At 61.6% G+C, this 14,219-nt stretch carries 10 protein-coding genes; 1 reads left to right on the forward strand and 9 read right to left on the reverse strand.

The features are described 5' to 3' along the window. The 7 genes from Q8K05_RS18585 to Q8K05_RS18615 all read right to left on the reverse strand — a co-directional run. Window positions 1–794, reverse strand: a 794-nt coding sequence (locus Q8K05_RS18585) for a ribonucleotide-diphosphate reductase subunit beta (RefSeq protein WP_305248198.1), incomplete at its 3' end; no start/stop codon positions are given. Window positions 795–939: 145 nt separating this feature from the next. Continuing rightward, a complete protein-coding gene (locus tag Q8K05_RS18590; RefSeq protein WP_305248200.1) occupies window positions 940–3,837 on the reverse strand; it encodes a ribonucleoside-diphosphate reductase subunit alpha in 2,898 nt (965 codons plus the stop codon). A gap of 451 nt (window positions 3,838–4,288) precedes the next feature. Then, a complete protein-coding gene (gene ampD / locus Q8K05_RS18595; RefSeq protein WP_305248265.1) occupies window positions 4,289–4,909 on the reverse strand; it encodes a 1,6-anhydro-N-acetylmuramyl-L-alanine amidase AmpD in 621 nt (206 codons plus the stop codon). Next, window positions 4,896–6,329, reverse strand: coding sequence for a sigma-54 dependent transcriptional regulator (locus tag Q8K05_RS18600; RefSeq protein WP_305248202.1), 1,434 nt, complete (start codon window positions 6,327–6,329; stop codon window positions 4,896–4,898). The genes ampD and Q8K05_RS18600 overlap by 14 nt, the downstream gene beginning before the upstream one ends. Before the next feature lie 4 nt (window positions 6,330–6,333). After that, window positions 6,334–8,052, reverse strand: coding sequence for a PAS domain-containing sensor histidine kinase (locus tag Q8K05_RS18605; protein ID WP_305248204.1), 1,719 nt, complete (start codon window positions 8,050–8,052; stop codon window positions 6,334–6,336). Beyond that, on the reverse strand, window positions 8,053–8,301 hold the full coding sequence (locus Q8K05_RS18610) for a PP0621 family protein (RefSeq protein ID WP_305248206.1): 249 nt from the start codon (window positions 8,299–8,301) through the stop codon (window positions 8,053–8,055). It lies immediately after the preceding gene. Beyond that, window positions 8,298–9,098, reverse strand: a complete 801-nt coding sequence (locus Q8K05_RS18615; RefSeq protein WP_305248208.1) for an inner membrane protein YpjD — start codon at window positions 9,096–9,098, stop codon at window positions 8,298–8,300. The genes Q8K05_RS18610 and Q8K05_RS18615 overlap by 4 nt, the downstream gene beginning before the upstream one ends. 89 nt (window positions 9,099–9,187) lie before the next feature. On the opposite strand from Q8K05_RS18615, the gene ffh reads away from it, so the two are divergent. Then, window positions 9,188–10,546 carry a signal recognition particle protein gene (ffh, locus tag Q8K05_RS18620; RefSeq protein ID WP_305248210.1) on the forward strand — a complete coding sequence of 453 codons (1,359 nt, stop codon included), beginning with the start codon at window positions 9,188–9,190 and terminating at the stop codon, window positions 10,544–10,546. Between the two features lie 109 nt (window positions 10,547–10,655). On the opposite strand, the gene mdoH is transcribed toward ffh, so the two are convergent. Then, window positions 10,656–12,644 (reverse strand): glucans biosynthesis glucosyltransferase MdoH, encoded by a 1,989-nt coding sequence (gene mdoH, locus Q8K05_RS18625; protein WP_305248211.1) that lies wholly within the window; start codon window positions 12,642–12,644, stop codon window positions 10,656–10,658. Continuing rightward, entirely contained in the window at window positions 12,620–14,197 is a 1,578-nt protein-coding gene (locus Q8K05_RS18630) for a glucan biosynthesis protein G (protein WP_305248213.1), read from the reverse strand. Before Q8K05_RS18630 ends, mdoH begins: the two co-directional genes overlap by 25 nt. Window positions 14,198–14,219 lie beyond the last annotated feature (22 nt).

The raw sequence follows: 14,219 nt of genomic DNA on the forward strand, positions 1-14,219 counted from the left end.
TGCGTGAAGCCCACATAGAAGAACAGGCCTTCCATCAGGCAGGCAAATACGATCAATGACTTGAGCAGGGTCTGGTCGGTCTCCAGGGTGCCGGTCTTGAAGTGGGGATCCGAGATCACTTCAATGAAAGGAATCAGGAACTGGTCCTTGTCCCTGATGGACTGCACTTCGTTGTAGGCGTTGAAGATCTCGCTCTCGTCCAGGCCCAGCGACTCGGTGATGTACTGGTAGGCGTGGGTGTGAATGGCTTCTTCGAAAGCCTGGCGCAACAGGAACTGGCGGCACTCAGGGGCTGTGATGTGGCGGTAGGTTCCCAGCACGATGTTGTTGGCTGCGAGTGAATCGGCCGTCACAAAGAAACCCAGGTTGCGTTTGACCAGGCGACGCTCGTCTTCGGTCAAGCCGTTAGGGTCTTTCCAGAGCGCGATATCGCGCGTCATGTTGACTTCCTGCGGCATCCAGTGATTGGCGCAGGAGGCGAGGTACTTTTCCCACGCCCATTTGTACTTGAAGGGCACCAGCTGATTGACGTCCGTCTGGCCGTTGATGATGCGTTTGTCGGCCGCTTTGATGCGCTTTGCCTTGCCAGGTGCTACCGCAGGATTTTCGCTGGCCGTAGCTGCCGGTGCAACGATGGCTTGCGCAGGTGCAGAGGCGTCATCGTGCGGCATGCGCGCTGGCTCCTGGGCCTGAGCAGGGGACAGTGGCGGAAGCGCCATCGAGCGGCTGTCGGGCAAACCGTTGGCGAGAGATTTCTGCAACGATGGTTTGACTTCTTCGTCCCAGGTCAGCATAGTGATTTCCAATATTGCATGATTATGAAAGCGGCGATAAAAAATGAAAAGTGTTCATTCATACCGCTGCAAATTAGTGTTGTTCAATTGCGTCGGGTTTGCCTCGAATCGCGCGATAAATTCCAGCGCGCGATGCGGCAATTTTTTATTGGCAAGCCTCGCAACCAGGGTCGTCAATCGCGCAGAACTTGATGTCGGTTGCGGGCGATGCGCCCATCTGGGCTTGCGCCGCAGCGGCCGCAGCTTCAAGCGCGCTCATGCTGCCGCTTGCGGCCTCAGGGCCTGATGAAACGGCGTTCATCTTGCCCGCTTTCACGGTGGATTTCTCGACGTGCGTGGCGCTCATGGTGCGCAGGTAGTAGGTGGTTTTCAGTCCGCGCACCCAGGCCAGCTTGTAGGTCTCATCGAGCTTCTTGCCTGAAGCGCCCGCCATGTAGATGTTGAGCGACTGTGCCTGGTCAATCCATTTCTGGCGGCGGGCGGCCGCCTCTACGATCCACGACGTTTCCACTTCAAATGCGGTCGCATACAGCGCCTTGATGTCCTGCGGGACGCGGTCAATCGGGCGCAGCGATCCGTCAAAGTGCTTGAGGTCCACCACCATCACTTCGTCCCACAGGCCGAGGCGTTTCAGGTCATTGACCAGGTAGCCATTGATGACCGTGAATTCGCCCGACAGGTTGGATTTCACCGAGAGGTTGCCGAAGCAGGGCTCGATACAGGCGTCTACCCCAATGATGTTGGAGATGGTGGCGGTAGGCGCAATGGCAACGCAGTTGGAGTTGCGCATGCCGTCCCGGGCAATCTTTTTGCGCAGGGCTTCCCAGTCCAGCGTGGCGGAACGGTCGACTTCAACATAACCACCGCGCGCCTCAAGCAGCATGTCCAGCGTGTCCAGCGGCAGTATGCCTTTGTCCCAGAGCGAGCCTTTGTAGCTGGCGTACCGGCCGCGTTCTTTGGCCAGCTCGGTGGAAGCCCAGTAAGCGTGGTAGCAGATCGCCTCCATGGACGTGTCGGCAAATTCAACGGCAGCCTGCGAAGCGTAGGGCACACGCAGCTCGTACAGGCAGTCCTGAAAGCCCATGAGGCCCAGCCCGACCGGGCGATGGCGCATGTTGGAGTCGCGCGCCTTCTGGACAGCGTAGTAGTTGATGTCGATCACGTTGTCCAGCATGCGCATGGCCGTCGTGATGGTTTTTTGAAGTTTCTCATGGTCAAGCGCGCCATCCTTCAAGTGCTGGACCAGGTTGACCGATCCCAGGTTGCACACGGCCGTTTCGGTCTCGCTGGTGTTGAGCGTGATTTCGGTGCACAGGTTGGAGGAGTGCACGACGCCGGCATGCTGCTGCGGGGAGCGGATATTGCAGGCATCCTTGAAGGTGATCCAGGGGTGGCCGGTCTCAAACAGCATGGACAGCATCTTGCGCCACATGTCTGTCGCCTGCAGCGTGCGGGAAGGCTGGAGCTCGCCGCGCTCGGCCTGGGCTTCATAGGCCGTGTAAGCCTTTTCGAAGTCCTTGCCAAACTTGTCGTGCAGGTCCGGCGTGTCAGACGGAGAGAACAGGGTCCAGCTGCCCTTTTCCATCACGCGGCGCATGAAGAGGTCGGGAATCCAGTTGGCGGTATTCATGTCGTGCGTGCGGCGACGGTCATCGCCGGTGTTCTTGCGCAGTTCCAGGAATTCCTCGATATCGAGGTGCCAGGTTTCCAGATAGGCGCAGACCGCGCCCTTGCGTTTGCCGCCCTGGTTGACCGCCACGGCAGTGTCATTGACCACTTTCAGGAACGGCACCACGCCCTGGGATTCGCCGTTGGTGCCCTTGATGTGCGCACCCATGGCGCGCACGGGCGTCCAGTCGTTGCCGAGGCCGCCTGCAAACTTGGACAGCAGGGCGTTTTCCTTGATGGCGTCGTAAATGCCGCCCAGGTCGTCGGGCACCGTGGTGAGGTAGCAGGACGACAGTTGCGAGCGCAGGGTGCCGGCATTGAACAGCGTCGGCGTGCTCGACATGAAGTCAAACGACGAGAGAATTTCGTAGAACTCGATGGCCCGCTCTTCGCGCTGGCTCTCATTGAGCGACAGTCCCATGGCGACGCGCATGAAAAACGCCTGCGGCAATTCGATGCGCTGCTTGCGCACGTGCAGAAAGTAGCGGTCAAACAGTGTCTGCAGGCCAAGGTAGTCAAACTTCAGGTCACGCTCCGGCTTGAGCGCCGCACCCAGGCGGGCCAGATCAAACTGCTGCAGTTTTTCGTCGAGCAGCTCGTTCTGGATGCCTTTGGCGATGAACTCCGGAAAATACGTCGCATAGCGGATCGCCATGGCTTCCTGGCTGACTTCCTCGCCCAGCACTTCCTTGCGGATGGTGTGCATCAGCAGACGCGCGGTGGCGTAGGTGTAATCCGGGTCTTTTTCAATCAGGGTACGGGCGGCCAGAATGGCCGCTTTGTAGACCTCTTCGATGGGCACGCCGTCGTACAGGTTACGCATGGTTTCCGAAACAATCGGATCGGGCTTGACGTCGGCCCCCAGGTTGGCGCACGACGCTTCAATCAGTGCCTGCAGGTTGCGCAGATCGAGAGCAAGCTTTTTGCCGCCATCCATCACATGCAGCAAGGGCGCAACAGGCATCTGGGCTTGCGGCTGGCTGGCGCGTTCCTGGCTGCGTTTTTCACGGTACAGCACATAGGCGCGGGCGATCTCATGGTGGCCGCCACGCATCAGGCCGAGTTCAACCTGGTCCTGCACATCTTCTATATGAAATGTTCCGCCGCTGGGGCGCGAGCGCATCAGGGCGCGAATGACGGTCTGCGTCATGGTGTCCACCGTTTCGCGCACGCTGGCCGAAGCCGCCCCCTGCGTGCCGTGCACCGCCAGAAAAGCCTTCATCATGGCGACGGCGATCTTGTTGGGTTCGAACGGAACCACGGCGCCATTGCGGCGAATGATCTGGTAGTGGGCGAGCGGGCTGGATTTTGCAGTGATATCGCCGCCTGCTGAAACGCTGGACGGAACGGGCGCCGCGTGCTGTGCTGTTTGCATGATTTCCTCTCTTGCTTTGCTGGATGACTGGTGGTTGGCGTTTGATGTGCGCTTCAGGGCAACTGGCGGAGTCTGCTGAAGGCCAGTCCGGTCAATGCGCCGGCTGCCTCGTTTTCTTGCCAGAATTGGCCTGGATGACATCAAACTGAATGAGGGCTTAGACACTATACCTAGGGTATCAGGGGAACACAAGCCACTACCCGTAGTGTATCGCGCCCAGAATTCGTTGTTATGTTCCGGGGGCTTTTATTACCCTGTCTGGCAGGTGCAAAGCGGCCGATTTGATGAGCAGTCAAACAACTGATCAGCCTTGCCCCATCAGGCCTTGGCGAGGCAAACAGAGTCTGGGCGCGACTTCCCGGGCCTTTTCTGCCGCAAACGCCGGTTAATGCTTGCGTGGTAAAAATACCAGTGATTTTTTGAGCGCCGCGACATCCCTTGAATGGGGCGCTTATGGATTTTCATCTGATCCGGTGATTGCGGGAAAACACTTAGGCGGCGACCCCAGCGAATCTTGCAACAAGGGCCAGTCAAAGCCGGGTCCGGGGTCCTGTTTGCGCCCTGCGGCGATATGTTCGTGCCCGGCAATGTGCGCTATGGGGTAGGCCTGCATCAGTGCCGCGCACAGCCCTGTCAGGGTTTCGTACTGGAGCGCCTCAAATGTGCCGCCCTCCAGTCCTTCCAGCTCAATGCCGATGGAATCGTCATTGCAGTTGCTCCGCCCCCGGTAGCTTGATTCTCCCGCGTGCCAGGCACGCTCGGTGCAGGCCACAAATTGCCACAACGCGCCCGATCGGGTGATGAAAAAGTGCGATGACACCCGCAAGCCGCGAATGCCCTGAAAGTAAGCGTTTTCCTCCCAGTCGAGCTGATTGGTAAAGAGTCGCTGGACGTTGCCATTTCCAAACTCACCGGGCGGCAGGCTGATGGAGTGGATGATGATCAAGTCAATTTGCGCGCTGGCAGGGCGCGGGCCGAAGTTGGGCGAAGCCAGCGCGCGTGCATAGCGATACCAGCCGCGCCGCCACAAGGCCGAATCAGCAGCAGGGCTGCAGCGCTCAGGCGGGGTCATCAAGCGCATCGGGTGCGTCGTCATGGCCCGGCGTCACAATATTCAGGCGGGCAATGCGGTAGCGGATCTGGCGCAGGCTCAGGCCCAGTTTGGCGGCGGCTGCAGTCCGGTTGAAGCCGGTCTCCTGCAGTACCCTGGAGAGGATGCTGCGCTCATGCTGGTCCAGGAAATCCTGCAGATTTTCCGGAATGGCGACATAGTCTTCAGGCGGCGCATCGAAATGCAGCGTGCTGCCCTCCCCAAGGGCTACCGCGCGGTGCAAAATGTTTTCCAGTTCCCTGACATTGCCATGGAAGGGACGAGAACCCAGCTGCGCCATGACAGGATCCGTCAGTTCGGGCATGCTGAACCCGGACTCCTGGCAAATTTTCGAAAGCAGGGCATTGCAGAGCGCTGGCAAGTCTTCGCGCCGCTCGCGCAGCGGGGGCACCGCAATTTCGATCACGTTGAGCCGGTAATACAAATCCTGGCGAAAAACGCCCGCCAAAACCTCCGCCGCCAGGTCTTTGTGCGTTGCGCTGACGATGCGCACATCGACCGCGTCTTCGTGTGGCGCGCCCAGCGGGCGCACAGTTCGTTCCTGAATGGCCCGCAGCAGCTTGGATTGCATGGCCAGCGGCAGGTCGCCGATCTCGTCGAGAAACAGGGTTCCGCCCTTGGCCATCTGAAATAGCCCAAGCCGGTCCTGTACCGCGCCGGTGTAAGCCCCCTTGCGCGCGCCAAAGAATTCGGCTTCGAGCAAATTTTCGGGAATTGCACTGCAATTGACGGCCACAAACGGGCCCATCCCGCGGTGGCTGCAAGCGTGGAGGGCGCGCGCAACCAGTTCTTTGCCCGTGCCCGATTCGCCCTGGATCAGGATCGGCGCCATGCTGCCGGCCGCTTTGGCGATGCGCGACTTGACGCCCCGCATGGCCGACGATTCGCCCACCAGCTTTTGCAAGGCGGCGGAAGCCTCGCTGGAGGGCAGTGCAGCCGATTTGACAGCCTCCGGGGCACTACGCTCGGCCCGGGCGGGCAGCGCCCCATTTTTTGTGCCTTGTATGGCTGACGCGACCACGCTGCGAAACTGCTTGAGATCGACTGGTTTGGTAAGGTAGTCAAATGCCCCGGCCTTGAGCGCTTCCACCGCATTTTCAGCAGAGCCATAGGCCGTGATGACCACGCAGCGCTCCGCACGCTGCTGGGCCCCCAGCTCGCGCAGCAACTCCAGCCCCAAGCCGTCGGGCAGGCGCATGTCGGTGATGACCGCATCGAAGCGATGTTCCTGGAGTTGCGCGCGTGCCTGCAACAGATCGCCCGCCGCGTCCACCTGATAGCCCTCCCTGAGCAGCGTCAGCTCGTACAAGGTGCGCAAATCCGGTTCGTCATCAATGATGAGGATGCGGGGCGGGGGGGAGGCTGATGCTTTCAGGCTCATGGGTTCAGACAATCAATGTATCAAAAGAGAGAGAGTCTGCGCTCAAGGGCTGTGAAGCGGCTTTGAATACGACAAAAAATTCATTGCCCTCCGTGCCTGCGCGGTGCACACGCTGGTAGCCAATCAGGGCGCCGTAGCGTTCGCACAGTTCCCGGCAGATATACAGGCCCAGGCCGCTGGAACGGCTTTCGGAAGAGAAAAAAGGCTCGAATAAATGCGTCTGTACCGTTTTTTCCAGCGGCAGACCGTCGCTCCACACCGCCAGCCGGGCTTGCCCCGGCGTCATCATTTGGGTGCTCACTTCAATCGCATGGGCTGACGCACTGGCGTAGCGCAAAGCGTTGTCCAGCAGGTTGATCATCAGGCGCCGCAAATGTTCAGGCTCAAACCATACCACCGCATGGGCCGAGTTGGTGAGTACCTGCATCCGCTGGACTGCTGTGTTTTGACGGGCCCAGTCCGCAGCGATGCGAAGGACCGTGTCGTCAAGCCGCAGCGTACTTGTCTGGGGCGCTGGCAGGTCGGCCTGCGCGCGTGAAATATCCAGCACTTCATCCACAATCTTGGCCAGGCGCTGCGCGTTTTGCCCGATCATGGCCGTCAGCTGGCGCTGGCTGGCATCGTGCAGGTCTTCCTCCAGCAGGGCATTGGCCTGCGCAATGGCGGCCAGCGGGTTCCTGATTTCGTGGGCCACTGCAGCCGACATGCGGCCCATGGCCGCCATTTTTTCGGTACGCACACGGGCTTCCATCTCACGCAGGTCTTCAAGAAACATCACGCATAAGCTTTCTTGTGTGCTACTTTGTGACGCCGCCAGCCGCGTGCGCACCCGGAGCCGCCTGGCATGGCCTATCGGATATTCGAGGCCGATGTCCGCTTCTTGAGGAGACTGCGTTGCAAAGGTGCGATGCGTCAGGTCCGCCAGCGCTTGCCAGGCGGCTTCTGCGGTGAGCAGAAAGGGCGTACTGGCAACGGCATCCTGCGTGGCCAGCAAGCGCCTGGAGGCCGGGTTGGCCGAATGCACCCTGCCGTTGCCATCGACCACCAAAAGGCCTTCTGCCAGCGTATCGATCACCAGTTCATTGACCTGGGTTTGCATGCGTGCAGCGGACTGGCTGGTTTTGGCCAGCTGTTCTTCGCGCGCCAGCCGCAGGGCCAGCTGGTTGGCCAGCAACGCCACCAGAAAAAACCCCGAGCCGCTCAGGCCGGACTGCAGAAAGCGCGCATTGGTGTCGCCCATCGATTGCACCGAATTCCACCAGGCATCGCCGAGCAGCAGCAGTGTCACACTGGCCGCTGTGCCAAATGCCAGCAAAATCGGCCCCAGCACCGAGGACAACAGGACTGGCAGCGCAAACAGCGGGGTGTAGTTGATTCCACTGGACTGCAGGAAATTCAGCACGGAGAACGTGACAACGTCCACCCCAATGGTCAACACCCATTGCGCATCGAACGTGCTGCCGGCGGGGCGGGGCCGGGCCCACAGCCGAACGGCCAGGGTGGCGCACAGGTAGGCAATGCACACCGCGATGGACCAGCGGCTGATGGTGTTGCCGAAGGTATAGATGAACGCTTGCAGCAGGATCAGTACGCTGGCAATGGCGATGCGGGCCGTCATGAACACACGCCAGAGGCGGCCGAAAGAGCCTGAGCCGGGCCCGGTCTGCCAGGCGCCGGAATTTTTTTCTTCGGATTCGAGCCAAGCGTGGACTTGGGGCGGCATTCAGTCTCCGGCCTGGCGGCGGTGCGCCTCGCTGCAGTACAGGCCTTTGCGGCCCGTCACAGCCTCAGACCGGGGCAGATGCACCTGGCAGACGTCGCAGGCCACCACTTCCGTGGCTTGGGCGCTCTTGGCGGCGCGACTTGGGCGGGTCGTGCTATCGCTTTGCGCGGCCTTTCTTTCGGCCTGCCGATTGTGGCGCCAGAGCCAAAAAACAACCAGTACCAGCGCTGTGACGAGCAGGTATTTCATGTGCGCCTCAAGATGACTTCAATTACAAAACTGGAACCGGCATAACCGAGCAGCAACAGGCCCGCGCCCAGGTACAGCACGCGAATGGCTTTGAGGCCACGCCAGCCCAGCCGGGCGCGCCCTGCCAGCAAGCCCGCAAAGACCAGCCAGGCCAGCACCGAAAACACCGTTTTATGGTTCCACTTCCAGGCCAGACCCGGCCCGTGCAGGGTTTCCGCAAACAGCCAGCCTACCAGCAAGGTCGCAGAAAGCAGTACAAAACCGGCTTCGACAAAGCGAAAGGTCAGGCGTTCCAGAGTCAGCAGCGGCACGCCGGCGTTGCTCTGTGTGGCCAGCCGGATGGCGCGCTCAGCCCGGGTCATAAGCCAGCCATGCACGACTGCGGCGGCAAACAGCCCGTAGGAGGCAATGCCCAAAGCCCAGTGCAGCGGCAGCCAGGGTGAAGCAATCACATGGTAGCTGGTGCCCGGAAAAACAAGCGACAAAATAACCACTGCGCTGCCCATCCCGGCCAGTGCCCAGTGGGCGCGAAGTTGCGGGAGCAGGCGGCTTTCAATGGCATAGACAGTCAGTACCAGCCAGACAGTCATGGAAAGGGCGGGTGCAAAACCAAAGCGGGGAGGCGTTCCCAGCAGGCCTTCGGCCAGGGTCAGCGCGTGCAGCAACCAGGCCGCCAGCAGCAGGCCACGGATGGTGCCCGAGCCCAGCCGGGGGGTGGCCAGTGCAAGCAGTGCGTAGGCCAGCGCGGCGCCTGCCGCCGTCGCAAGCCCCCACCAAGCGTTCAAAGCTAAAATCATGCTTCGAGTTTAGCCTTTAGTCGGGCCGTTCATGACCTTATTGCTCCCCGCGCGGAGCCCCCTTTCACGTTTTCCTCCGGACCCTATTGATGGCTACAGCCCTTACTGACAAGTTATCCCGCCTCGTCAAGGAAATGCGCGGCCAGGCCCGCATTACCGAATCCAATGTGCAGGACATGCTGCGCGAGGTGCGCTTGGCGCTGCTGGATGCCGACGTGGCCCTGCCCGTGGTGCGCGACTTCATCGCCCGCGTCAAGGAAAAAGCGCTCGGCCAGGAGGTAATGGGCTCGCTCTCGCCCGGCCAGGCCCTGGTCGGCATTGTCAACCGCGAACTGGCGGCCACGATGGGCGAGGGCGTCAGCGACATCAACCTGGCGGCGCAACCGCCGGCGGTGATTTTGATGGCCGGCCTGCAGGGTGCGGGTAAAACCACGACCACCGCCAAGCTGGCCAAGCACCTGATTGAAAAACGCAAGAAAAAAGTGCTGACGGTGTCCGGCGACGTGTACCGGCCGGCCGCGATTGAGCAGCTCAAGGTGGTCACGCAGCAGGCGGGGGCTGAATGGTTCCCCAGCACGCCGGATCAAAAGCCGGTCGACATTGCCCGGGCCGCCATCGACTATGCCCGCAAGCACTTTTTTGACGTGCTGCTGGTTGACACGGCTGGCCGCCTCGCCATTGACGAAGCCTTGATGAATGAGATCAAGGAGCTGCACGCGGTGCTCAACCCGGTCGAGACCCTGTTTGTGGTCGATGCCATGCAGGGCCAGGATGCCGTCAACACGGCCAAGGCCTTTAAGGACGCGCTGCCGCTGACCGGCATTATTTTGACCAAGACCGACGGCGACTCGCGCGGTGGCGCCGCCCTCAGCGTGCGGCAGATTACCGGCGCACCGATCAAGTTCGCCGGCACCAGTGAAAAACTCGACGGCCTGGAAGTGTTTGACGCCGAGCGTCATGCCGGCCGCATCCTGGGCATGGGCGACATCGTCGCCCTGGTCGAGCAGGTGGCTGCCGGGGTCGACATGGCGGCCGCGCAAAAGCTGGCGGCCAAAATCAAGTCCGGCGACGGCTTTGATCTCAATGATTTCCTGAGCCAGCTCCAGCAGATGAAAAACATGGGCGGCCTGTCCAGCCTGCTCGACAAGCTGCCCGCGCAGATGGCGGCCAAGGCCGGATCGATTGACATGGACAAGGCCGAAAAAGACATCAAGCGCAAGGAAGGCATCATCCAGAGCATGACGCCGCTGGAGCGCCGCAAGCCCGAACTGATCAAGGCGACGCGCAAACGGCGCATTGCGGCGGGCTCAGGCGTGCACGTTCAGGAAGTCAACCGCCTGCTCAAGGAGTTTGAGCAAATGCAGGCCATGATGAAAAAGATGAAGGGCAGCGGCATGATGAAGATGATGAAGCGCATGGGCGGCATGAAGGGCATGCCGAAGTTCTGAAAAGCCAATTTTTAGATAAAAACAGGCTCCAGCCCAATAGATTCGGGCTCAATCAGCTATCTTTTGGATAGCTGATTGAGCCCGTTGGCATTTCAGGGGTAGTGGCCGTTCAGGCCGCTTTCAGCCTCGGCTTGGCCAGCTGGCTGGCATGCAGCCAGGCACGGCGCAGCACTGCGGGCGACCGGGTTTCTTCCGGGATCAACAGGTAGTTATTGGCGCGCATTGCGGTGCCTACCCCCACCTTGCTGGTCAGCACCGTCATCGGAATCGACAGCAGCAGCGGCAGCCCGACGGGCAGCAGCCAGACCAGCGCGCTGGCGTCGATCATCGCAATGCCGGCAGCCAGCGCCACGATCACGCCGCTCATGGGGGCAAGCTGCTGCAGCGCATGGCGCCATGGCACGGCAGCCGCTTCGCGGGGGGGCGATTTCCATTCCAGCTTCAGGCCGGTCAGCGCGATGACGACAAACAGCGAATGAGCCAGCATGCGGATGGGCGCCTGCAGCAGGGCAATCAGGGTTTCCAGCAGCGCGCTGCGCAGCAGGCTGGCAGTACCGCCATAGGCTTGCTGCTGACGGTTGAGCAGCACGGCGGCGATGCCCAGAATGCGTGGCAAAAACAGCATGGAGAGCGTCCAGGCCCAGAGCGACACCAGCTCGCCGGGCAGCACGGCCCAGTCGCTCACCATCGGGGAGCCCGACAGCCACAGCGCCGTGCCCATCGTCATGAAGCAAAGCCACAGGGGCGCTGACAGGTAGGCCATGGCGCCGGTGGCAAACATGGAGCGGTGTACCGGATGAATGCCGGGCTCGGCAATCAGGCGCGAATTTTGCAGGTTGCCCTGGCACCAGCGGCGGTCGCGCTGCAGCTCGGCCAGCAGGTCGGGCGGCTGCTGCTCGTAGCTGCCCACCAGGTCGGCCACCAGCCAGACGTGGTAACCGGCGCGGCGCATCAGCGCGGCTTCGACAAAGTCGTGCGACATGATGCTGCCGGCCATGCCGCCCGTGCCCTCGATGCGCGCCAGTGCGCAGTGCTGCATGAAAGGCTCAATGCGGATGATGGCGTTGTGGCCCCAGTAGTGCGACTCGCCCATCTGCCAGAACTGCATGCCCAGCGTGAAGAGGCGGCCGGTCACGCGCGAGCCGAACTGCTGGGCCCTGGCGTGCAGCGTCACATGGCCGATGGCCTGGGTGGCGGTCTGGATGATGCCGGCTTTGGGGTTGGCTTCCATCAGCTTGACCATGGACACCAGGCAGTCGCCGCTCATCACGCTGTCGGCATCGAGCACCACCATGTAGCGGTAGTCCTTGCCCCAGCGGCGGCAGAAGTCGGCCACGTTGCCGGCCTTGCGGTCGGTGCGGCGTGTGCGCAGGCGGTAATAGACCTCGATTTGCGGCTGGTCCGGCTGGCTGACCAGCTGGGCGCGCAGGTCTTCCCAGGCAGCGCGCTCGGCCTGGATGATGGCCGGATTGTGGCTGTCGGACAGCACGAACACGTCGAAATTCTGCACATGACCGCTCAGGGCGACGGATTCGCAGGTGGCGCGCAGACCGGCAAACACGGTGCGCACATCTTCGTTGCAGATCGGCATGATGATGGCGGTGCGCGTGGATTTGTCGAGTGCGTGGTGCTGGACCTTTTTGGCCGACAGGGTGTGGGCATCGCCGAAAAGCGTGACGTAAAAACCCATCATCGCCGTCATGAAACCCGTCACCACCCAGGCCGACAGCAGGGCAAACAGGGTCAGCTGGCCGTATTGCAGCCAGGCGTTGTCGTAGAGGGGCTGCATGTCTGCGAACAAACTGGTGGCCAGCACCGTGCTGACCACGGTCAGCAGCATGAAAACGGCCCGGCGGCGTTTGGCGGCCTGCTGCCAGGGCTCCAGCGCTTCTGAATGCGTGCTTTTCGGTGCTGCCGATCCGCCAAGTCCAAGTCCAAGGACGGGCAGCAGGGCGGCCGTTCCCAGGCTGTTCCAGAAGCCGCGCCACGGACGCGGCGCCATGGAGCCGCGGTTCACGGGCGGCGCCGTGACCGCATTGGGATGCCGTTCTTCGCGCAAGGGGCTGCGTGGTGTCAGGGTGTGATCAGGTTGGTCCATGTTTCGGTCAGGGTGTTGGTGTTGTGTTGCAGGAAGGCGCGCAGCTCAATGGGCTGGGCCGGCTGGTCAGAAGGGAGGCGCTGAACGCGCAGCGTCATGCGCCAGGCGCCGGTCGCGGGATTTTTGTAGGCCAGGCTTTCCAGCACGCGGGCGTTGGCGCTGGCCGTCGTGACGGCCTTGACGGCGGCATCTTCCGGCAGGGCGTCCAGGGCAGGACCGGCAAAGTCGATGACAAACTGGATCTGCTGCCCTTGCGCGTCGGCGCTGTGCTTGGAGTAGCCGGTGCCGCGGCGCGATTGCGTGACCCAGCCGTTGGGCGGCAATTGCTGGTTTTTGCCCTGCCAGGCAATCTGATAGGCAATGTCGATCGACTGGCCGGGCGCCGGAATTTTTTCGGGCACCCAATAAGCGGCGACGTTGTCGTGGGTTTCGTCGGGCGTGGCGAACTGCAGCAGTTCCACTTTGCCGGCACCCCAGTCACCCACGGGCGTGACCCAGGCGCTGGGCCGGAGTTCGTAGCGCGCTTCGGTATCTTCGTAGTTGTGGAAGGCCCGGTCGCGCTGCATCAGGCCAAAGCCCTTCAGGCTTTTCATGCTGAACGAGGTGACCAGCTTGGAGGCCGGATTTTGCAGCGGGCGCCAGAGCCATTCACCGTCACCGGTGGCCACCATCAGGCCGTCCGAGTCGTGGACTTCGGGGCGAAAGTCGCCGGGCCGGGGCTGGTTTTCGCCAAAGAAAAACATGCTGGTCAGCGGCGCCAGTCCCAGCGTGGCCACGGGCTTGTCGGTTGGACGCATGAAGATGCGGGCCTGCACTTCCGTGACGGTCTGCTCGCCCGGCTTGATATTGAAGCGGTAAGCACCTGTCATGCGCTCCGAATCCATCAAGGCAAAAATGGTCAGCGGGCCGCCCTCGGCGCCTGGCTTTTCGAGCCAGAAGTCGGTGAAGCGCGGAAACTCTTCCTTGGCCGGACCGGCCGTGTCCACGGCCAAGCCGCGTGCCGACAAGCCATAGCGCTGGCCGGCGCCTAGCGCCCGGAAGTAGCTGGCACCGGAAAACACGATCAACTCGTCCTTGTAGGTGGGCGAGTTCAGGTTGCTGAAAGCGCGGACACCGCCGTAGCCCAGATCACCCCAGCTTTTGGGCGACAGCTTGTTTTTGCCAAAGTTGAAGCTGGCCGGGTCATAGGGCACGCGCTTGACGTCAGCAGATGTGATTTCATGGACGCGAACCGAGTCGCCCTGACGGCCAACGTGGAAAAAATTGGCTTCGTAGGGAAGTTTGTCGGCGCGCCACAGCGTGCTTTCCGGTTTAAAGCGGATGTCGCGGTAGTCGTCGTATTCCATTTTGGCCAACTCGGCCGGAACGGCATGCGACGCTTCCTTGACAGGGGTTTTGGCACGCTGGCTGGCGAGTGTGGCGACATCATCCAGACTCCAGGCGTGGGCCTGGGCGGCGGTCAGCGCCAGTGCGCCTGCGCAGGCCAGGGCGGCGAAACGCGCTCGCGGCGCGAATCCGCTGAGGCGTTTTGAAAGACGAAAAAAGGCTTGCATGGCATCACTAGGGCAAACCCTG

The sequence above is a fragment of the Polaromonas sp. genome (assembly GCF_030682935.1).
GTDB lineage: Bacteria > Pseudomonadota > Gammaproteobacteria > Burkholderiales > Burkholderiaceae_C > Polaromonas.